Raw genomic sequence first — 19,749 nt, forward strand, 5'->3', positions numbered from 1 at the left:
GTACGGAATTCACCGACGCCAATGGCCTGAAGACCGGTGACGACGTGCGCATGTACGGTGTCGCGGTCGGCAAGGTGCAGGACATTTCTCTCGAAAATGGCCGTGCCGCTGTCGAATTGACGGTGCAGCGGGATCGGCCTGTCTACGACGCCAGCGTGTTCGCCATTCACTACCAGTCGCTGACCGGACAACGCTATATCCATCTCCGCCAGCCCGAGCATCCGACGCCGAATCTGGCCGACGGTAGCACCATCGGGACCGATCACACCATCCCATCGTTCGAAATCACCCAGCTCTTCAATGGTTTACAGCCGGTGCTGCAGGAATTCTCCCCCGGCGCGCTGAACCAGTTCACCGAGAGCGTGCTCGCGGTGAACGAGGGCAATGGTGCCGGGATCGGGCCCGCGCTCGATGTGATCGGGCGGCTCAGCTCGTATGTATCGGACCGGCAGGCCGTACTCGCCACCTTGTCGGCAATCTGGAATCGATCTCCGCCCAGATCGGCGGCCGCTCACCACATCTGGTGACGCTGCTGCGTGAGCTGTCCGATGTGTTCACCGCATTCCAGGAAAAGCTTCCCGCCATCAATGCCCTGATCAAGGATCTCGGCACCGCGCTACGCGCCCCCGATGCCGCCATCGGACATATCGGGGCGCTCATCGACGCGCTCGGGCAGCTGTCGGCCAGCATCTCGACCAACTGGGCGGATATCAAAACCGCGCTGGTGAATGCCGGGGCGGGCATCGCCTTCGTCAACGAGATCTGGCAGAAGGTGGTGCAATTGGTCGATTCGCTGCTCGTCGACCTGCCGATGTTCAATGACATCTCACGCAAGTACGGCCGCGAGATGCTGCGCGGACTCGACGATCTCGCGCCGTACCTGCGCTTGTTGAGCGCCAATGTCGGGAAGCTGCAACAGATCGTGGATATGATCCCGGCGTCGGAGCGATCCAGCGGGCGATCGACCCGCGGACCGGGCGGGTGAAGCTCACCTATGCCCCGCCGAAAGTCGCACTGCCACAGCAGAATGCCGAACAGATCTGTGCCGCGGTGAATGCGGTGCCGCCTGGGCGGTGCCGCAGCGTGGCGAACGGGCTCGATGACGTCGATCTGGCCGCGCTCGTGTTCGCTCCGGTAGGTGCGCGATGAGAAAGTCGGTTCTGCTGCGACGGGTCGGATCCGGGTGCGCGGCGGCGGTGATGCTGCTCGGCGGTTGCGGTTTCGATCCGTCATCGGTGCCGGTGCCGGGTGCGTCGGTGACGGGTCCGACCTATCAGGTGCGGATCGAATTCGCGAATGCGCTGAATCTGCCGAAGCAGGCCAAGGTGGTGGCCAATGGCGCCCGGATCGGCAGCCTGCGCAGCGTCACGGTGGTCGATCCATCCGCCCGGGACAGCGGCCGGATCGACGCCATCGTCGATATCTACATCGGACTTACCACTCCCCCAACCGATTTCGCCACCACCATCGCACCGGGCGGTACCATTCCGCTGCAACAGACCAGACCCGCGCTGCAGATCGAGGATCTGATGGCGGCCATGTCGACCTTCATCGGCGGCGGTGCGCTGCACAGCATGCAGGAGATCGTCGATCGCGCCAATGCCGTCCTGCCCGCCCAGCCGACCGAGACCGCACGGATCTTCGACACCCTCGGCCACGACGCCCAGGATGTGGCCGACAATCTGGACTCGGTCGGCCGCCTGCTCGACGCGATACAGCACGACGTCGGGGCGGTGCTGGAAAACCGGGAGGAGTTGGATGCGTTGCTCTCCGAGCGCGGCGCGCGCGATATTCCGGCCTTCGCGAATTCGCTGGTGTACACCCTGGGTGTCGTCGGCGCGCTCGGCGTCATCGGCCACGCCATCGCCTGGCTCGGCCCGTTGCTGCAGGCCGGAGATGCCGCCGCCAAGGCGTTCGTGCCCATGCTGTTGGCGGCCGACCCGCTCGACCTGTCCGCGCCGTCCAACCTCAACCGGCTGGTTGCGCTGTTGCGCGACAAAGTCATCCCATTCGTGCAGCGAGGCCCGAGAGTTGATCTGACCCGAATCGGCGTCGAGGACTCGGCCGTATCCACCGATGACCAGGTCGATCGCATTATCGCGAGCCTGCGCATGATCGGCATGGTGCGATGAAATCCCCTGCCGTCAAACCGAGTTCGGCCGTCTCGCTGGCCGCCATCGCGGCGATCCTGGTGATCGGCAGCAGCTACTCGAGTTTCGGTGTGATAAAGGTCGGCTGGCTCGAGGAGTACACCGAGGCCACCATGGTGCTCACCGACTCCGGCGGTCTGCTGCCTCGGTCCAAGGTGCTGCTGTCCGGCATCGAGGTCGGCCAGGTCACCTCGGTATCGCATACCGGTACAAAGGTTTCCGTGCGCTTCCGCGTCGATGACAAGTACCACATCCCGACCTCGAGCATTGCGCGGATCGAGAGTCTGTCCGGACTCGGCGAGTCCTATCTGGACTTCCGCCCGCGCGGCGGCGGTGCGGGCCCGTATCTGCGCGACGGGCAGACGGTGGCCGCGGACAAGATCGTCATGCCGATCTCCATCCCGGAAGTTGCCCAAACGGCGACCCGCATCCTGAACCAGCTCGATCCGCAGGCAATGGGCGCCATTATCGAAACCTTCAGCCATGGACTGGCGGGGACCGAGGCGGTCGTCCCGCAGCTGTCCCGGTCCACGGATCTGCTCGCGGCCATGCTGCTCGCCCGTTCGGATGTCATCCGCGACATGCTGCTCGCCTTCCAGACCGAGGCCACCGATATGTCGTGGTCCGGGCCCGCGTTGCACGATGCCTCCGGACCGTGGGCCGCGTTCGGACCGCGAGTGGGTGAAGTGGCGGCCTCGATCGCGCGGGTGATCCGCAAGGGCGATGTGCCCGCCGACTACCTGACCGATACCAACGAGACGGTCGGGCTCGTGCCGTTGCTGCGGCAACTTTCCGTGCGGCTCGACCAGATCGGACCGGATCTGGCGGCCATGATCCCGCTCGTGCGGCCCGTGGCCGCGCTGGCGGCAAATGCCGTGCAGCCCTTGGATATCGGCGGTCTCATCACGCAGGCGCTCAATACCACCAGCACCGATGGCACACTGAACTTCCAGATCACCGTCAAATAACCTCCTGAGACAGCAACGCTCAGCGGACTGACACATCACTCTTTGCGGAAATCTATATCCCCACGAGTCAGCCACGCCGCCAGCACAGCACGGACCAGAGTTCCGATTCCGTCCCAGACAACTTAGGCTGTGGTGACGTCTTCGAAGGGACAGCGATGTCTGCGATATCGGAATCGCCAACACGCGCACTCAACGGGCTGGTGACCCACGGCTGGAACCGAGCCGCGCAGCTCTACAACTTCCCGATGCTGCAACGGGTGGCCTATCGCCCACCACAGGACGAGATCATCGCGCAATTGCGGATCGGCGGGGCGCGGCGGATCGCCGATATCGGCTGCGGCACCGGCATTCTCGCCGCCCGCATCGAACGCGAACTGCACCCGGATGTGGTGTACGGCTGCGATGCGTCGGTGGGGATGTTGAGGCGGGCGCGGTCACGATCGGATCGGGTGAACTGGCGCAATCGCCGAGCCGAGGATCTCGGCCTGCCCGACGGTGCGGTGGAGGCGGTGGTGTCCACGCACGCCTTCCATTTCTTCGATCATGCGGCGGCACTCGCGGAGTTCCATCGGGTGCTGGCGCCCGGCGGGTTGCTCGCGATCGTGATCAATAATCCGCGTAGCCGGTGGGCAATGGCGCTACAGCCGCCTGCGGTGCGGGGGCTCGCCTACTTTCCGCCGCCGGAGGAGATGCGTTCGCTGGTCCAGGCGGCCGGATTCACCGTTGTCGAACAGCGGCCGGTGCGTCGCCCACTGCCGCACTCGCTGGTACCGGACGTGCTCACGGTCGCAATGCGCTGATACCGCCACCCGTGGCATGCTCGTGTCATAGGCGATTTCCGACCCGAAGGCGGGTGCGATGCCCGAATCAGCGCCATGACCGAGACCGTGTGGTACGCGTCGTACGGCTCGAATATGCATCTGAGCCGCCTCCGCTGCTACCTCGTCGGCGGGACACCCGACGGCGGCGCGATCACGCTGCCCGGCTGCCGCCACGGGGCCGAACCGCTGCGATCGGTACCGCTGACGCTGCCCGGCCTGCAATATTTCGCCACCGAATCCCTGACCTGGACCGGCGGCCGAGCCTTCTACGATCCCGACGCGTCCGGTGAAACCGCCGCCCGCGCCCATCTGGTCACCATCGACCAGTTCTGCGATATCGCCGCCCAGGAGATGTACCGAACCCCCGGAACCGACCTGGACCTGCGCGAAGCGATCACCCACGGCCGCGTGACACTCGGTCCCGGTCGCTACGAAACCCTGGTCTGCACCGGCACTTTCGAAGGGAATCCGGTCCTCACCATCACCGCGCCTTGGCGCTACACCGACCTGCCCGGCAACCCACCGTCGGCCGCATACATCCGCCACCTCGCCGCTGGCCTGACCGAATCCCACGCCTGGACAGTCGAAGAGATCGCCGGGTACATCGCCACCCGCCCCGGCGCGGAACTCGGCTGGACCGCCGCGACCATCGCCGCCCTGCTGCGTCAGGCCACGCGAATGGATGCGGAGACGATCGCGCCGTCCCGAACGACCAGCATGTCGCCATGAGAACCGCCGGACACCGTCGTCGCTCAGCCGCCGAGGATCGAGGTGGCGGCGGCCTCCAGGGCCGTCACCACCCGGCCACCGAGCCGATGCCGACCACCGCCCTGGCGACGGCATACAAGACTCCGACGAGCAGATGCCGGTTCGGGCTGTCCTTTCACTAGCCGCCTCCCGAATACTCAGCAGCGCACCGTGATCGAAGGTGAAGACCTGGCTGATCTCGTTCTGCTGACGCGCCAGCTTCCGGCGCCTTCGCACGTAGCACAGTGCACAGTGCACAGTGCACAGCGCCAGATCACGGATCGGATGGCGAGTCCGGGCGGCCACCGCGTGTTCGGCCACCGCGACCAGATCCACCCCGGGTGAACGAGCGACCGATCGCAGCGGTTCTTCCAACACCTTCTCGACCACCTCGGTGGCGAGCACACTGTCCAAATGGACGGCCGCGCAATGATACCGGGTGGCCTCGTCACGACGCAGCGAACCGGGACCGGTCGGCTGTGTCCTCCCCTCCACAGGATCCACTCGGCGCGAGGGCGCCCCACAGTTCCCGCAGGACGCGTAGTCTTCGGGTTCGCATGGGCACACTCTGGGCATTGCACACCGGTAGCCAAACATTTCACCGGGATCAGTTCCTGGAAATTCACTGTGCTGTACCGCAATTCGCCTGCACCCGATCACGACGGGTGTAAGAATCACCCGATGAGCCTGGGTGCGGGCAATATGTTGCTCGAACGGGATATGGGGCACCTGCGAATACTGGTGGCCTCGCCGCTGGGTCGGGTCATCGAGCCGGTACTGAAACAAGCATTCGCTGGTTCGACCGTCGCGGTGGCGCTGGACCGGCAGGCCGTGCGGCGCGAGGTCGTGCACCAGGTCCGCTTCGATGTGGTGATCACCGATCTGATCTGGAACGATCCGGCGCTGGAATACGGCTTCGACGGCTTGGACGTGCTGGATATGCTGGGTTCGGCGCAACGCCAGGCCGCGGTGCTGATGGCGGCGCAGGGGCACAGCATGGAGCGCGACCATCTGGACGAAGCACTGCTCAGGTCTTCGGAATTGGCTGGCTTCTATTCGAAATCCTCTGGCGTCCCGGCATTGTTGGAGGCGATTCCCCCGGCGGCGACCGGACGGCGGCCACATCTCGAGCCGCCGCCGGCCACGCCGCCCCCGCTGTATCGGCTGTTCCAGGGGCAGCGCGGTGAGACGGCCGCGCGGCTGGCCGGAGCCATTGCCGCGGGTCGCGCCACCGATGCCGTTTCACTGGCCAAGGCCGCCCGGGTCGGTCTCAATACCGCCAATAAGGTGGCCAGCGTCTATATCGGGCCGATCGTGCTCGAACGCGGCGAGCACGATCCCGACTTACCGCTGACCGCCAATGCGATCTACCGGTGGTGCGGCGTGCACGCGCATTACCTGCTCAGCTGGTGCCGCCGCAACGGTCACGACGACGTACTCACGGCTGACACACCGAGCAGCAGTTCGTCGAGATCCACCCGATAGCGCCCGGAGCGCAGCCTGTCACCGCACGCGATCAAACGCGCGGCCAGTGCGCCGACGGCGCCGGCCATGGTCGCCGCGGTGCCGAGCTGCGGCCAGCTCGGCAGCGTATGGCCCACCTGGGTGAGCGAATAGCGCAGCCGCGAGGTGAGTCCGCCGCCGACTATGGCACCGACCAGCCGCGACCGTTGGTCCGGATCGCCGAGTTCGGCGAGCGACCAGTGCGCCGCGAATTCGACACGCCCGTGCAGGATCGGATAGGCCGGGTCGAGGTCGTAACGTTCGATATCGAGAAGCACATTGTCGCCGTTGTCGGTGACCATGACGACCGGAATTCCGGCTGCCTTCGCGCGTCGTCGAATATCGAATTTCATCGGCAGATCGTCCATTTCCTCGAGCAGCACCGCCAACTGCTCGGTGCCATGCCCGCCGAGGAAGTCATCCGCGAACTCGGGCACATAGCCGTGCGGGAAGGCATCGATCCGGGTGTAGGGGTCGACCTCCAGCGTGCGGCGTTGCGCGAGTGTCAGTTTCGACTCCCCCAGATCGCAGACCGAGGCGGCCAAGCGGTTGAGATTCGTCGTGCCGAGGGTGTCGCGTTCGGCGAGGCGGAAGCGTCGCGCGCCGGTCAGCGAGCAGACCGAGAGCGCCGCCGCGCCGACGCTCAGCCCGGCGATGCCGATCAAAGCCTCCGACCAGGTTCGCTGCTCGTGGGTTGCGATCAGGAATCGGTTGCGGGCCGTGCGCAGTCGCCAGAAGTGTTCGGCATCGGGCAGTTTCACCACGGTTCGACGCCAAGGAAAGACGATAAAGCGAGCGGCCGGTCCGCTACGGCGCAGCGACGCGATGTGATTCGCCATATCCGCTCGTGCCTGCGGTGTGGCGGCAACGAGCCGGGGATGGTCGAGGGCGGCCAGTTCGGGTAGGCAGCCGTCCCACGCATCGACGTAGCGGAATCCGGAGCCGGGTGCGAGCAATTCCGCGATCCGCGCGGAATCGTTTTCAGGGTGCAGTATCTCGATCATGCCGCACGCTCCGTCCAGCGATGTTTGATATCGGCTTCGAATCCGGCCGATGCGAAGGGCCGCAGGCTGATCTCGGGCTCGGCGGCCGCGCCCAGCGTCCGGTGCAGGCGGCGGTATTCGGTGTTGGTATGTTCCAGCGCGTCCACGACCGCCCGCCGCAGCCGCACCGCGAACCCCTCGATCGGGTGCGTGCCCGCGCGCAATTCGACCCGCAGGGTGAGGGTCTGCTCGAACTGCCTGCCGGTGCTGGTGGCGAGTACGAACTTTCCGGTCACCGTCGGGGCTATGTCCGGATGTTCCAAGGCCATTCGCACGCTGTCCGGGTAGATCTTCAGCGCGTAGAAGGACGCGGCGATATCGGTGCGCCGGTGCAGCGCCAGGAATCCGCACGAAGCGGTCGAGGCGGTAATCGGAATATTGTTGTCGCCGACCAGATCCGCGAGCTCGGGGGCCGAGAACAGCGCACCCCGATCGTTTATGCGGTAGCGCACCAACGGGATCGCGGTATCGACGGTGAACAGGAAGCGCTGCTCGGCATCGAGTTCGGCAAAGCGGTAGTCGGCATCGTATTCGACCAGGGTGGGCTGGATTTCGTCCGCACCGAACAGTGCCGTGCCGACGACGCGCTGTCGCGCGGCCAGTCGGCGCACGGCGATGGTGGTCGCGGTCTCGTGTCCCATGATGCCCGCATCAGCGGTGCCGTACATCAGACAGGTTGCGGTGGGGTCACCGGATTTGCCGATCCGCCGCAGCACCCAGTCACGCCAGTTCTCACTGATCGCCTCCCCCGCCAACAGGATTCGCAGATCCTGACTCAGCACCGCTTCGGACGCGCGGTCCAGCACATCCTTGATGAACGGCGGATAGCCCGCGAGCACCACTTGGTCATAGCGCGGGCCGAGCGTCGCGATATTGTCCAGGATCGTTTCGGCGTCGATGCCAGGGGCGATGACCGAGAGTCGATGGCCGCGGCGGCGCAGCATCAGCGCACCGGTGTAGGTGTAGGTGCCGCCGATCCAGTTGCCCATGGCAAAGCCGATCACCAGCAGCGTCGAACGGCGCTGGGATCCGAAGCACTGCTGGAAGATCCGCGCGTAAAGTTCGGTACTCTCGTCGAGGGAGGCGATATCGCGCGGCCAATAGGTCGGGTGTCCGGTGGAACCGGAACTCGTGGACCACGTTCCGGCTCTGGTGATATCGCCGCGCCAGACCAGCGCGTCGAGCGGATATCGGTGCAGATAGTTCTCTTTCGTCATGGCGGGGACATTGGCGAAATCGGCAAGGGTGTGGATATCGGCGGGGTAGACGCCGTGCGCGGCGAGGAAGTCCGCGTAGGCGGGCACCTGCCGAGCAGCACGGTGGAAAACACCGAGCGCACGTTGGAATCCCGGTGCCGGGTCCGGTTTCACGGTTGGCAGAGGTATCGACATGATAGTTGTCCCTGAGTCGGAAGTAGTGCTCCGCAATCGTCCGACCTGCGATAACGCCATGCGGAACAGTCCATACAAGGTCCATACAGGCGCTGCGCGGCGGGTCAGCGTGTCGAACAGAGCGGTCGGGACGGCACGCCGGGCAGGTAGCGCTGCCATTCGGCCGCGCTCAGTCCGGTGCTGCCGCTATCGCACAGCGCATCGGCGACGCGGTCCGGATCGGTCGCCCACAGCCGCACGACTTTATCGGGACCGGCGCCGATGAGCAGTTGGCCGCCCAGTGCGTAGCCCGCGTCGTTGACCCGGCCGGTGTATGCGGTCAGCACGGCGACGCGGCGTGGCCGATCCGGATCCATGACATCCCAGATCCAGATATCGCTGCCCTCACCGCCACCGACGACGTAGCGGCCGTCGGGGCTGAAGTTCACCGTGATGATCGGGTCGGGTGGTCCGTCGAGCGTGCCGAGGTCGCGCGGATCTTCGGGATCGGACAGGTCGTAGAGTCGGGCGGTGTGATCGGTGCTGCCCGCGACGATCGTCCGGCCTTGCGGGCTGAAGGCCACCGAGGCCACGTCGTTGTCGAAACCTTTGAGCGACGGCAGTTCTCGAGGCGGTCGGCCGCGCTCGCGGATGTCCCATACTCGCACGACGTCATCGGTGGTGGCTATGGCGAGCAGGGTGCCGGTCGAGTCGATGGCGACCAGATTCGGCAACGCCTCTTTCAGATCGAGGGCGGCGATGGGCTGTGGTGTGTTCGGGTCCGTGAGGTTCCATATCGTGGCGATCGGATTGTCCTGTCCGACGACCGCGAGTACGGATCCGTCGGGGCTGAAGGCGATCGCGGCCACGATGCCCTCGACGGCTTCGATCGGTTGCCCGAGCCGATGCGGCTGACGGGGATCATGGACCTCCCAGAGATAGATATGGCCGGTGCGGGTGCCGATGGCGGCGCGGGTGCCGTCGGCAGAGAACGCGACGGCACCACAGGTCTTTTCGTCATCGGCCACCCCGAGCGCCGGGTAGTCGATCGGAGTGGCCGGGTCGGTGATATCCCAGATGCGAGGACGACTGTCGCCCGCGCCGGTTCCGGTGAGGAATCGGGTGCCGGTGCGCTCGATCGGTGTCTGATAGATGGTGCTTTGCGCACCGCGCAACACCGGGCCGGGCAGTGGCCACAGGTGTGCCACGCCGGTCTCGTCACCGGTGATGATCATGCGTCCACCGAGCGCGTAGCGCACCGAGACAACGATCGCGAGATTCGGCAGGATCAGCTCGGGCTCGGTCGATTCGGTGGTGGTGTTCCAGATGCGGGTGCTGTGATCGGAACTGCCCGCGGCGAGTCGGGATCCGTCGGGGCTGAAGATCAGATCGTTGATGTAGCTGTCGAATCCGCGCAGTCTCGGCAACTCGGTCGGTGCGCCCGGATCGTCGAGGCGCCAGCGCAGCACTTCGCGCGATCGGCCGCCCGCGACAAGGGTTTTGCTGTCGGGGCTGAACCGCAACGCCAACGCCTGCGCGGTGGAACCGTCTCGAGCGTGGTCGAAGACCTGCTCTGCGTTGGTTCCGCTCAGACGCCAGATTCGCACCGACGCTTCGGGTCCCGCCGCGGCCAGCATTGTGCCGTCCAGGCTGAACGCCACAACCGGGGAACCGGCGGGCAGGACGAGCATGGGCAAGGCGACCGGGTGGGCGGGATCGGCGATATCCCATCTGGCCAGCCCGGTATCGGTGGTGCCAGCGACGAGTTGGCGTCGGTCCGGGCTGAATGCCACACCGGTGTGGGTGACCCCGGGACTGTGCACGGTCGAAAGCAGATGCGGTGCACGCGGATCCACGACATTCCACAGCTCGATCCGACCGGCGGTGATCCGGACGAGGACATCGTCACCCGGACCGATCTCCAACACCATCGGCTGCGGCCCAGGCGGTCCCGCGGGTGCCGGGATCCGACCGACCTCGCTCGCCGGGGTAGTGCCCCCACTCACCTGGTAGAGGCCGACCGTCGCATCCACGGCACCGAGGGCCAGCAGCGTGCCACGAGAATCCGTGGCGACGACCGTGCGCCCCGCGTGTTCCCCGACGAACCGCACCGGCGTGTGCACGGCGCTCGAATCCAATAGCGCCGAACGCGCTTCCAATGTCGGCTCGACCCGATAGGCGGCCAAGGCCAGTTGCGCCGACAGCGCGGGGTCCTTGTCCCGCAATCGAACTGCCTGCAGTGCGATCTGCCGGGACATCGCGTCATCGCGCGCCTGCGCGGCACTCTGCTGCTGGGTGTAGGCCGCCAGCGCAAGCACGAGGGCAACCACCGAAGCCATCGCCAATGCCGCGACCAGCCGCTGCAGGATGCGGGTGCGGCGGCGCTGGGCGAGGATCGCGGCTTGCTGTTTCGCTGAGCTGGCGGCGAGATAGTCGCGTTCGCGCTGATTCAGGTCGCGGTGGTGACCGCCGGTGCTCGCCCATTCCTGCACCAGCGGCAGCCTTGCCGGGCCGAGCAATTCGCCCGGATCGCAACCACTGTCGTGCCAGACCTGGGCGGCGTGGGTGAGTCTGCGGTGCACGATGAGGCCGCCGCGATCACTGTCCACCCAGTCCGACAATCGGTTCCACGCGCCGATGATCGCCTCGTGGGTGATCTCGACGGTCTCCTCCTCACAGGTGAGCAGGCGCTGGGCGCAGAAGCGATCGATCACGGCATTGACGTCGGCGGCGGTGTCGTCGTCGAAGAACAGTTCCGAACGATGCACCCGCCGCCGGGTCACGCTCTCTTCGTCGATGGTCACCAACCGCAGGAAGGTGCGGCGCGCGATCTGACGTTGCGCGGTGGTGAGATCGGAATAGACGGCGTCGGCGCTGCGCTGGATCGCTCCCCCGATCCGCCCAACCGCGTTGTAGTCGAAGACGGTCATCCGCCGCCGGGTACCACGCTGCCAGGTCTGCAGCAGGGCGTGCGAAAGCAGCGGCAGGGCACCCGCATCGTGTGCTGCGCGGGAGCCGTGCGGTGCGAGTTCGAGCAGCAGCAATTGCACCAGGTCCTCGTCCACGGTCCAGCCCGCTTTGCGCGCCGGTTCGACGATGACCTCGCGCACGCCGTCACTGCTCAGCGGCCGGACCAGCACCGTATTCGCGGCCAGCGCATCGTGCAGTACCGATTCCTCCGCGGCGTGCCGGTAGAAGTCCGCGCGCAGGCCGAGCACGAAAACCGTTCGGGTGCTCTGGTGGTCGGCGATCGCCTCCAGGAATGCCGCCCGCTGCACCTCGTCCTCGCACTGGGTCCAGGTCTCCTCGAACTGATCGAGTACGACGACCTCGGTCTCTTCGAGTTCGCGCAGTGCGTCCAGCGGATGTGTGCCCGGCAGCGCGACACCGGCGGTGAGTCCCTCCTCCTGCAGCGCGGGCAGCAGACCCGCCGACAACAAGGAGGATTTGCCGGATCCCGACGCTCCGATGACGAACAGAATGCGCGGTCGTCCCCGCGCGCGCAGCAGGACATCGACCTTGCCCACCAATTCCGCGGTGAGTTCGGCGCGTCCGAAAAACCAACCGGCATCATCGAATCGGAACGGCTCCAGCCCTCGATACGGACTCTCGTCATCGCGGCGGCGACGCCCGGTGGTACCGCGCACCCGACGGACCGCGGTCAGCCAGGGCTCCTGCTCCGCCCGCGTGCCGATACCGCAGACGGCGAGCACCGCGCGAAACATCTTCTCATTGCCGTCGGTCGGAACATGTTGTCCCGCAAACCATCCGCTGAGTGTGCCCTGCGGACATCCCGAAAGTTCCACGGTCTGACGGACAGTCAGCTCCGCCGCGACGCGCAAGGCCGACAGCGCAGCGGCGAATTCTTCGCGAGTTCGAATTTCCGCGGGATCGAGCCCCCCGGCCCACCCTCCTACCACGCTCTGACCATAGGGTTTTCGCGCGCGAAGCCGGAAGGGCCGTAGGGACCTTGTATTGACTACTACCGACCCTGCCCCATATTCCGTTGCTGCCCTTGGGACCCGGTCCTAGGCGCGGTCCGCGATGCGGAGGATTTCGTCGACGATCAGGTCGGGTTCGGTGAACATGATGAGGTGACCCGAGCGCTCGGCCTCGACCAGCCGGCCGTTGCGGAGGGCGGCGGCGGTGCGGCGGTGGGCGGCGGTCAGGGCGATTCGGGTGGTCTTGTCGGTTCTCGGAAGTTTCGTGCCGGTGATGACGCTGACATGCACCGCGCCGAGTTCGTGCGGTTGGTCGCGGAGGTTTCGCAGGCCTGCGCTGAATTGGTCCTGTTCGGCGAGCATGGTGCGCGCGGCGCGCGGGGTGAAATCCTCGGCGCGGTGATCGGCGGCGATATCGGCGGGCTGTTTACTGCCGATCCGGCTGCCGAGCAGGCGGTAGAGGCCGGAGCGGGCGAGTTTGGGCAGCAGGACCCTGGTCATCGCGTACCGCTTCTCCGCCGAGGGGAGGAAATACAGTTCGCAGTTCTCGTCGCTCTGATCGACCAGCACGATTCCCTGGATGCGGGTCGGATCCGCGGTCGCGGCGACCCGGACGATGGGGCCGCCCCAGCTGTGTCCGACGAGAATGAAGGGACCCTCCCCCAGTTCCGCCAGCACCACGGCGAGGTCGTCGGCCATCCGGGTGAGGGTGCGTGGGTTCGGATCGTCATCGCTGCGACCGCTCCCGGCGCGGTCGTAGACAACGGCGCGTACGCGCTCGGCCACCACCGGCTGCACCAACCCCCAGATCGACCGCGAAAAGCCCATACCCGATTCGAAAACCACGGTCGGAGCACCGGTTCCGCGCACCATGTAGTGCAGTCGACGGCCATCGGATGTGGTCGCGAATGCGCTCGTACCGAATGTGTGCTCGTGCCCGAGGGCCTGCTCCGTCACTGTGCCCAACCTACCTTCTCCCTCGCCCTTCGAACCGCGGTGGCCCGATAACAGGACTAGACAACTTCGGCCGGTGGCGCAACAGGCTCGATCACCCAGCCGCAGACCGGAGCCTGCGGCTGGAACGCGAAATCGGTTGGTATCAGCTCAGTTTCAGGGACCGACCGATGATTTCCTTCATGATTTCGGTAGTGCCGCCGTAGATGGTCTGGACGCGAGCGTCCATGTAGGCCTTGGCGATCGGGTATTCCTTCATGTAGCCGTACCCGCCGTGCAGCTGCAGGCAGCGGTCGATGAGGTAGAGCTGCTCCTCGGTGCTCCACCACTTGGCCATGGCGGCGTCCTCGACCGACAGCTTGCCCGCGTTGAGGTCCTCGATGAAGCGGTCGACCAGGACGCGGACGGCGGTGGTCTTGGTGGCCAGTTCGGCCAGCACGAAGCGGGTGTTCTGCAGGGCGCCGATCGGCTTACCGAAGGCCTTGCGGTCGCGCACGTACTGGATCGTCATCTCCAGGCAGGCTTCCATGGCCGCGGCCGCCATGACAGCGATCGACAGGCGTTCCTGCGGCAGATTGTTCATCAGGTGGATGAACCCCATGCCCTCGGTGCCGAGCAGGTTCTTACCCGGAACGCGGACATCGGTGAAGCTCAGCTCCGCGGTGTCCTGCGCCTTGAGACCGAGCTTGTCGAGGTTGCGGCCGCGTTCGAAACCGGGTGTGCCGCGTTCCACGACGAGCAGGCTGAAGCCCATCGCGCCCTTGTCCGGATCGGTCTGGGCGACCACGATGACGATATCGGAGTTGATGCCGTTGGTGATAAAGGTTTTGGCGCCGTTGAGGATCCAGTCGTCGCCGTCGCGCACCGCGCGGGTCTTGATGCCCTGGAGGTCGGAGCCGGTGCCCGGTTCGGTCATCGCGATGGCGGTGATGATCTCGCCGGAACAGAAGCCGGGCAGCCAGCGCTGCTTCTGCTCATCGTTGGCGAGTTCGAGCAGATAAGGCGCGATCACATCGTTGTGCAGGGCGAAGCCGAGGCCGGAGTACTGGCCGCGCACCGACTCCTCGGCGACGATCGCGTTGTAGCGGAAATCCTTGACCCCGCCGCCGCCGTACTCCTCCGGCATGGCCATGCCGAGGAATCCCTGTTTACCGGCCTGGAGCCAGACCTCACGGTCGACAATGCCCTGCTCTTCCCACTTCGCGTGATTCGGCGCGACGTGCTGATCGAGAAACTTGCGGAACGACTCCCGGAACAGCTCGTGTTCGGGTTCGAACAGTGTGCGCTCCACGCCAACCTCCTAGTGACCCCACGGCCGGTCCACACCGACCCGTCGTTCCCCCATACGTTACCCGCAACAAGAACCCCCGTTCACTTCCCACCCTGAAATCCCACCCTCACCTGCCACCCCAGCTGCCCGCTGCGGCGAGAATGCGCTCATGGGGATTCGCTCGAGGTTGCCCGCACCGTCGCACGGCGACCGTTCGTCCAGTCAGGCGGGCAGGCCGAGCCCCTGGGCGAGGACGGGCCAGGAGGCCTTCAGGGCGTCTTCCCAGTAGCCCCAGGAGTGGGTGCCGGTGGACTGGAAGTCGTAGGTGGCGGGGATGCCGAGTTGGTTCAGGCGGGACTGCAGGTTGTGTGAGCAGTAGTTGGTGGCGGCTTCGAGTGCGCCGCCGAGGGCGACCTGGTTCGCGAGACCGCCCATGCCGGACAGGGCATGCTCGCCGTTGAGGGTGTCCCATTGGCCGGGGATGCCGGAGCCGTCGGAGATGAACAGGTTCAGGCCGCGCAGTTGGTCGGCGTGCACGTATGGATCATTGGCGGCCCACATCGGATCACCTTGCGGCCCATACATATTCGCCGAATCACCACCGCCGACGGCGACCACGGAGTTGACGAAGTTGTAGCCGACCGGGTCGGAAATCTGCGCGCAACCGCTGTAGGCGGCCACGGACTTGTAGAGGCCCGGTGCGGCGATGGGGAGTTGCAGTACCGAAGTACCCGACATCGATAGGCCCGCAATGGCATTGATGCCGTTGGCGCCGAGCCCGCTATCGATGAGCGGGGGCAGTTCCTCGGTGAGGAAGGTCTTCCACATGTTCACGCCGAGCTCTGGATCGGGGGTGCGCCAGTCGGTGTAGTAGCTCCAATGGCCGCCGACCGGTGTGACGACATTCACATCCTTGTCGTCGAAGAACTGCGCGGCATCGGTCCGCGCCTGCCAGGTCGCCGAATCCTCGCCGCCGCCCGCGCCATTGAGCAGATACAGGGTTGGTCGGGGTACGGACGTGTCCGCGGGGCGCTGCACCTGGATCTCGATGTTCTTGCCCATGGCGGCCGAGTACACCTGCAGCGTCAGATTGCGGTTGTCCTCGACCGCGACGTCAGCGACATACGATCCATCGGACGAGCGCGACGAGGTGAGCATTTTGCCGGATGCGACGACCGGATCGGCCCCTGTGGCCGCGGACGCGAAAAAGCCACCCGATGCAGCTGGAAATCCCACCAGAACTGCCGCTACACCCGCTACCGCCGCCATACGTACTCTCGTTCCAGCCATTCGGCCAAAATATGGAGAGTTACTGACAAATAACTGAGAGCAGACTCAGAACAGACTGCGCAGTCGCCCGAACAGGGTGCGACCTGGATCACGATCGCGCTCGCTGAACAGGAACTTCAGTTCCTCCTCCAGCTCCTTGCGCACCACATCACGCAGTTCCACCGCGGCGGCATGCTTATCCGGCGCGTCACGCCACGGCGCCGGGTCGATCGGCGCACCGGCGGAGAAGTAGAACCGCTCGGGACGTGGGATGCCGGTCGGTCCGACGCCGCGGATCAGCGGCGGGGTCAGGTCCCGGTTCAAGCCGAGCGCCTCTACGGCCCAGCGCAGCGGTCGCATGACCGGATGGTCACCGTCGAAAACGATGTCGTAGGCATCGTCGACACCGATCATCGCCACCGGCACGATCGGCGCGCCCGCCTCGATCGCCATATGCGCGAAGCCGGAGCGGCCCTCCCACTTGAGGACATACTTCTCGTTCTTACGGCGCACCGCTTCGCGACCACCGCCCGGAAACACGATGACGGCCTCGCCGCGGGCCAGCAACGCCAGGCAGTTGCGACGGTTGCCGCGCACCGTGCCGAAGTGGTGCAGCAGCTGACGGATGCCGGGCACACTGATGAGCACATTCTCGGCCAACCCGCGGATCAGTCGACCGCGCCTGCGTAGCACCTCGGGCAGCAATAGCGGCGCATCGATGCCGCCCATCAGATTATGGTTGCCGACCAGCAGCACCGGCCCCTCGGCAGGAATGTTCTCCAGGCCGTAGAACCGCGGACTCGTCCACGCGCGCAGCGGCGCGAGCAGCGTGTCGAGCACCCGCATGTCGGTATCGGTGAGCGAAACCGACAGTGGCGCACCGTCACTCAGCACCGGGGCGGCGAGCGACGAATCACCGGAGCGCCGATCACCCGAATCGGCCGCACCGGAGTGGTCATGCGACATTTAACCCTCCTGATGTCGATTCGATGACGATAGCGCAACGAATTCGCCTGTGTCGCACCGGATGTGCCGAGCATTCGCTACCGACCGGCCGGTTCGCAAGCGAACCCGGCCGACTCCGCCCTCATTCAGCGACTCAGTGCGCGGAACCATTTGCTTCGGACGACGCCGTGCCGTTCGTCTCGGACGATCCACCCGCGTGCGCGTATTGCGACAGCGCCGCCGCCAGTGCGTGCGGGACCCGGGCGCGCACCCGGGTGCCGCCCTCCTCGTGCACGGAGGTGGTGATGCGACCGTCCGCGTGGATACGGGCGAGCAGATCGCCCCGGGTGTAGGGCAGCAGCACACTGATTTCGACGTCGAGGCCGCCGAGCACCTCGGCGAGGCGCTCACGCAGCTCGGTGATGCCGGTCCCCTTGTGCGCCGAGACGTAGGACGCGTCGGGCAGCATCGCGCGCAGCCGAGTGAGTTCGACCGGGTCGACCGCATCGATCTTGTTGACCACCAACAGCTCCGGCGGCGCCGGTGACCCCGACTGCTTGATCACATCGGTGATCACCTCGCGAACCGCCTTGATCTGCTCGGCGGGCAACGGGTCGGAACCGTCGACGACGTGCAGCAGCAGATCCGCGCCGGTGACCTCCTCCAGGGTGGACCGGAACGCCTCGACCAACTGGGTCGGCAGATGCCGCACGAATCCGACGGTATCGGTGAAGACGACCTCGCGACCGTCATCCAGTTCGGCACGACGGGTGGTCGGATCCAGGGTCGCGAACAGTGCGTCCTGGACCAGCAGGCCCGCGCCCGTCAGCGCGTTCATCAGGCTGGATTTGCCCGCATTGGTGTAGCCGACGATGGCGACCGACGGGATGCCACTCGAGGTGCGACGGGCCCGCTTGGTATCGCGTGCGGTCTTCATTTCGCGAATCTCGCGGCGCAACTTGGCCATTCGCTCGCGAATGCGGCGACGGTCGGTTTCGATCTTGGTCTCACCGGGACCACGCAGACCCACACCACCGCCGTTGCCGCCCGCGCGACCACCGGCCTGCCGGGACATGGACTCACCCCAACCGCGCAGTCGCGGCAGCATGTATTCCATCTGGGCCAGCGATACCTGCGCCTTACCTTCGCTGGAGGTGGCGTGCTGGGCGAAGATGTCCAGGATCAGTGCGGTCCGGTCGATCACCTTGACCTTGACGACCTTCTCCAGCGCGGTCAGCTGCGCCGGGGTCAGTTCACCGTCGCAGATCACGGTATCCGCGCCGGTTTCGAGCACCACGGCGCGCAGTTCGTCGGCCTTGCCGGAACCGATATAGGTGGCCGGATCCGGCTTGTCGCGACGCTGGATCAGTCCTTCGAGCACCTCCGAACCCGCGGTTTCGGCGAGTGCGGCCAACTCGGCCATGCTCGCCTCGGCCTGCGTGGCGGTGCCCGTGGTCCAGACCCCGACCAGCACGACCCGCTCCAGTCGCAGCTGCCGGTATTCGACCTCGGTGATATCGGTGAGCTCGGTCGACAGACCCGCGACACGCCGCAGCGAGGAGCGCTCGTCGAGCTGCATCTCGCCGACGGTCGGGTCGGCCGTCGGGTCTGCGGTCCACCCGGACCGCCGCATCCGCGCGGCGTGCTCGGCGACTACATCGCCGGTGTCTTCCGTCGTGTCCTCGACGGCCTCGACGTGGTCGTTGTCGTCGGCGGCCGGAGTGAATTCAAAAGTCTTCGATTTCGTCATACAACATCCATGCTGCCACGAGTGCTGACCGATGCGCATTCGGTTATCCCTGGACACGCCCGAGGTCGGTCCCCGCCTTTGCGCAGGCGAGGGGTATCAGCGAGCTCAGCTCGGCGAATGCGACGACCACCAGTCTTCGGCAATCCGACCTGTCGCCACCAGCACAGACGGTCCGCGCAACCAGGCCGCGCCCTCGGCGAGGCGGACGGTGACCGCACCACCGAGCACCCGCACGCGCACCTCGCCGGTGTCGGTGGCGATGCGGAAACCGTCGGCGGCCAGAGCGGCCGCCGCGGCGGCGACGGTTCCGGTTCCGCAGGAACGGGTTTCGCCGACACCGCGTTCGTACACGCGCATATCGACCGCGCCGTCGACCAATGCGGTCAGGATCTCGACATTCACGCCCTGCGGGAACAGGTCCGGGTCGAAGCCGGGTGCGACGGTGAGATCGAGTTTGGCAAGCGCGTCCACGGACAGGCTCGCATCGACGCAGGCCAGGTGCGGATTGCCGACGTCGATGCCGATGCCGGGCAGCGCCCAACCACCGATGGTCGCGTTCGAGGAACCGAGCTCGCGTACGACCCCCATCCCGACGGTCACCTCACCATCGGCAGGCCCACCGGAATGCACGTTGACCGGACGCGCCCCCGCGCGACTTCCCACGACATACTCCGTACGCGATTCCAGTCCCTTCGCCGCCAGGTAGTGCGCGAAAACCCGCACCCCGTTGCCGCACATCTCGGCGATCGAGCCGTCGGCATTGCGGTAGTCCATGAACCAGTCGGTATCGGCGATGCCCTCGGGAATCTCGGCGAGCACACCGGCGTCGCGCAGCGTGCCCGCGCGCGCCACCCGCAGCACACCGTCCGCGCCGAGTCCGCGGCGACGGTCGCACAGCGCGGCGACCCGGTCCGGCGTCAGGTCCAGCCGGACCTCCGGATCGGGCAGCACCACGAAATCGTTCTCGGTGCCGTGGCCCTTGGTGAACTCGATATTCGACACGTCGCGCATTCTCCCT

17 protein-coding genes are annotated in these 19,749 nt (G+C 66.1%); 8 read left to right on the top strand and 9 right to left on the bottom strand.

Translation table 11 applies throughout. The features are described 5' to 3' along the window. From NP3_RS05525 to NP3_RS05555, 8 genes are all read left to right on the top strand, one after another. Window positions 1-527: MlaD family protein (locus NP3_RS05525; protein ID WP_157124129.1), on the top strand; the 527-nt coding region annotated here is incomplete at its 5' end. Then, on the top strand, window positions 524-985 hold the full coding sequence (locus NP3_RS05530) for a hypothetical protein (protein ID WP_063038432.1): 462 nt from the start codon (window positions 524-526) through the stop codon (window positions 983-985). The genes NP3_RS05525 and NP3_RS05530, both read left to right, overlap by 4 nt. Beyond that, window positions 982-1,149 carry a hypothetical protein gene (locus NP3_RS47645; RefSeq protein WP_157124131.1) on the top strand — a complete coding sequence of 56 codons (168 nt, stop codon included), beginning with the start codon at window positions 982-984 and terminating at the stop codon, window positions 1,147-1,149. The genes NP3_RS05530 and NP3_RS47645 overlap by 4 nt, the downstream gene beginning before the upstream one ends. Next, a complete protein-coding gene (locus NP3_RS05535) occupies window positions 1,146-2,132 on the top strand; it encodes an Mce/MlaD family protein (protein WP_063038434.1) in 987 nt (328 codons plus the stop codon). Before NP3_RS47645 ends, NP3_RS05535 begins: the two co-directional genes overlap by 4 nt. After that, window positions 2,129-3,118: an MlaD family protein gene (locus NP3_RS05540; protein WP_063038436.1), complete on the top strand. Its 990-nt coding sequence runs from the start codon at window positions 2,129-2,131 to the stop codon at window positions 3,116-3,118. The genes NP3_RS05535 and NP3_RS05540 overlap by 4 nt, the downstream gene beginning before the upstream one ends. A 164-nt stretch (window positions 3,119-3,282) precedes the next feature. After that, window positions 3,283-3,918, top strand: a complete 636-nt coding sequence (locus tag NP3_RS05545) for a class I SAM-dependent methyltransferase (RefSeq protein ID WP_373864731.1) — start codon at window positions 3,283-3,285, stop codon at window positions 3,916-3,918. Window positions 3,919-3,993: 75 nt separating this feature from the next. After that, a complete protein-coding gene (locus tag NP3_RS05550) occupies window positions 3,994-4,668 on the top strand; it encodes a hypothetical protein (protein ID WP_063038440.1) in 675 nt (224 codons plus the stop codon). Window positions 4,669-5,367: 699 nt separating this feature from the next. After that, window positions 5,368-6,171: an MSMEG_1198 family transcriptional regulator gene (locus NP3_RS05555; RefSeq protein ID WP_245720827.1), complete on the top strand. Its 804-nt coding sequence runs from the start codon at window positions 5,368-5,370 to the stop codon at window positions 6,169-6,171. On the opposite strand, the gene NP3_RS05560 is transcribed toward NP3_RS05555, so the two are convergent. The 9 genes from NP3_RS05560 to dapF all read right to left on the bottom strand — a co-directional run bounded on the left by NP3_RS05560 (window position 6,111) and on the right by dapF (window position 19,724). Beyond that, window positions 6,111-7,193 (bottom strand): ThiF family adenylyltransferase, encoded by a 1,083-nt coding sequence (locus NP3_RS05560; protein WP_063038442.1) that lies wholly within the window; start codon window positions 7,191-7,193, stop codon window positions 6,111-6,113. The two genes, NP3_RS05555 and NP3_RS05560, sit on opposite strands and share 61 nt — an antisense overlap. Beyond that, window positions 7,190-8,623 (bottom strand): phenylacetate--CoA ligase family protein, encoded by a 1,434-nt coding sequence (locus tag NP3_RS05565; RefSeq protein ID WP_063038444.1) that lies wholly within the window; start codon window positions 8,621-8,623, stop codon window positions 7,190-7,192. The genes NP3_RS05560 and NP3_RS05565 overlap by 4 nt, the downstream gene beginning before the upstream one ends. Window positions 8,624-8,727: 104 nt before the next feature. Next, window positions 8,728-12,522, bottom strand: coding sequence for a WD40 repeat domain-containing protein (locus NP3_RS05570; protein WP_063038446.1), 3,795 nt, complete (start codon window positions 12,520-12,522; stop codon window positions 8,728-8,730). A gap of 108 nt (window positions 12,523-12,630) precedes the next feature. Continuing rightward, window positions 12,631-13,416 carry an alpha/beta fold hydrolase gene (locus NP3_RS05575; RefSeq protein ID WP_063038481.1) on the bottom strand — a complete coding sequence of 262 codons (786 nt, stop codon included), beginning with the start codon at window positions 13,414-13,416 and terminating at the stop codon, window positions 12,631-12,633. Window positions 13,417-13,642: 226 nt separating this feature from the next. Continuing rightward, a complete protein-coding gene (locus NP3_RS05580; RefSeq protein ID WP_063038449.1) occupies window positions 13,643-14,788 on the bottom strand; it encodes an acyl-CoA dehydrogenase family protein in 1,146 nt (381 codons plus the stop codon). A gap of 201 nt (window positions 14,789-14,989) precedes the next feature. Then, the gene (locus tag NP3_RS05585; protein ID WP_157124133.1) at window positions 14,990-16,036 is read right to left on the bottom strand and encodes an alpha/beta hydrolase; all 1,047 of its coding nucleotides are present in this window, start codon (window positions 16,034-16,036) and stop codon (window positions 14,990-14,992) included. A 66-nt stretch (window positions 16,037-16,102) separates the two neighbouring features. Next, a complete protein-coding gene (locus NP3_RS05590) occupies window positions 16,103-17,002 on the bottom strand; it encodes a lysophospholipid acyltransferase family protein (RefSeq protein ID WP_063038451.1) in 900 nt (299 codons plus the stop codon). 133 nt (window positions 17,003-17,135) lie between these two features. Then, on the bottom strand, window positions 17,136-18,614 hold the full coding sequence (hflX, locus tag NP3_RS05595; RefSeq protein WP_063038485.1) for a GTPase HflX: 1,479 nt from the start codon (window positions 18,612-18,614) through the stop codon (window positions 17,136-17,138). Window positions 18,615-18,836: 222 nt separating this feature from the next. Continuing rightward, complete coding sequence (gene dapF, locus NP3_RS05600; protein ID WP_063038487.1) at window positions 18,837-19,724, bottom strand: diaminopimelate epimerase; 888 nt, start codon at window positions 19,722-19,724, stop codon at window positions 18,837-18,839. Window positions 19,725-19,749: the final 25 nt, after the last annotated feature.

It is taken from the genome of Nocardia pseudovaccinii NBRC 100343, from assembly GCF_001613225.1.
GTDB classification, from domain to species: Bacteria; Actinomycetota; Actinomycetes; order Mycobacteriales; family Mycobacteriaceae; genus Nocardia; species Nocardia pseudovaccinii.

Bases quoted from the DNA above. Each gene is read 5' to 3' on its own strand.
- NP3_RS05535 (WP_063038434.1), top strand. From the start codon at position 1,146: ATGAGAAAGTCGGTTCTGCTGCGACGGGTCGGATCCGGGTGCGCGGCG.
- NP3_RS05540 (WP_063038436.1), top strand. From the start codon at position 2,129: ATGAAATCCCCTGCCGTCAAACCGAGTTCGGCCGTCTCGCTGGCCGCC.
- NP3_RS05550 (WP_063038440.1), top strand. From the start codon at position 3,994: ATGACCGAGACCGTGTGGTACGCGTCGTACGGCTCGAATATGCATCTG.
- NP3_RS05555 (WP_245720827.1), top strand. From the start codon at position 5,368: ATGAGCCTGGGTGCGGGCAATATGTTGCTCGAACGGGATATGGGGCAC.
- NP3_RS05560 (WP_063038442.1), bottom strand. From the start codon at position 7,193: ATGATCGAGATACTGCACCCTGAAAACGATTCCGCGCGGATCGCGGAA.
- NP3_RS05565 (WP_063038444.1), bottom strand. From the start codon at position 8,623: ATGTCGATACCTCTGCCAACCGTGAAACCGGACCCGGCACCGGGATTC.
- NP3_RS05575 (WP_063038481.1), bottom strand. From the start codon at position 13,416: ATGGTGCGCGGAACCGGTGCTCCGACCGTGGTTTTCGAATCGGGTATG.
- NP3_RS05585 (WP_157124133.1), bottom strand. From the start codon at position 16,036: ATGGCGGCGGTAGCGGGTGTAGCGGCAGTTCTGGTGGGATTTCCAGCT.
- NP3_RS05590 (WP_063038451.1), bottom strand. From the start codon at position 17,002: ATGTCGCATGACCACTCCGGTGCGGCCGATTCGGGTGATCGGCGCTCC.
- hflX (WP_063038485.1), bottom strand. From the start codon at position 18,614: ATGCGGCGGTCCGGGTGGACCGCAGACCCGACGGCCGACCCGACCGTC.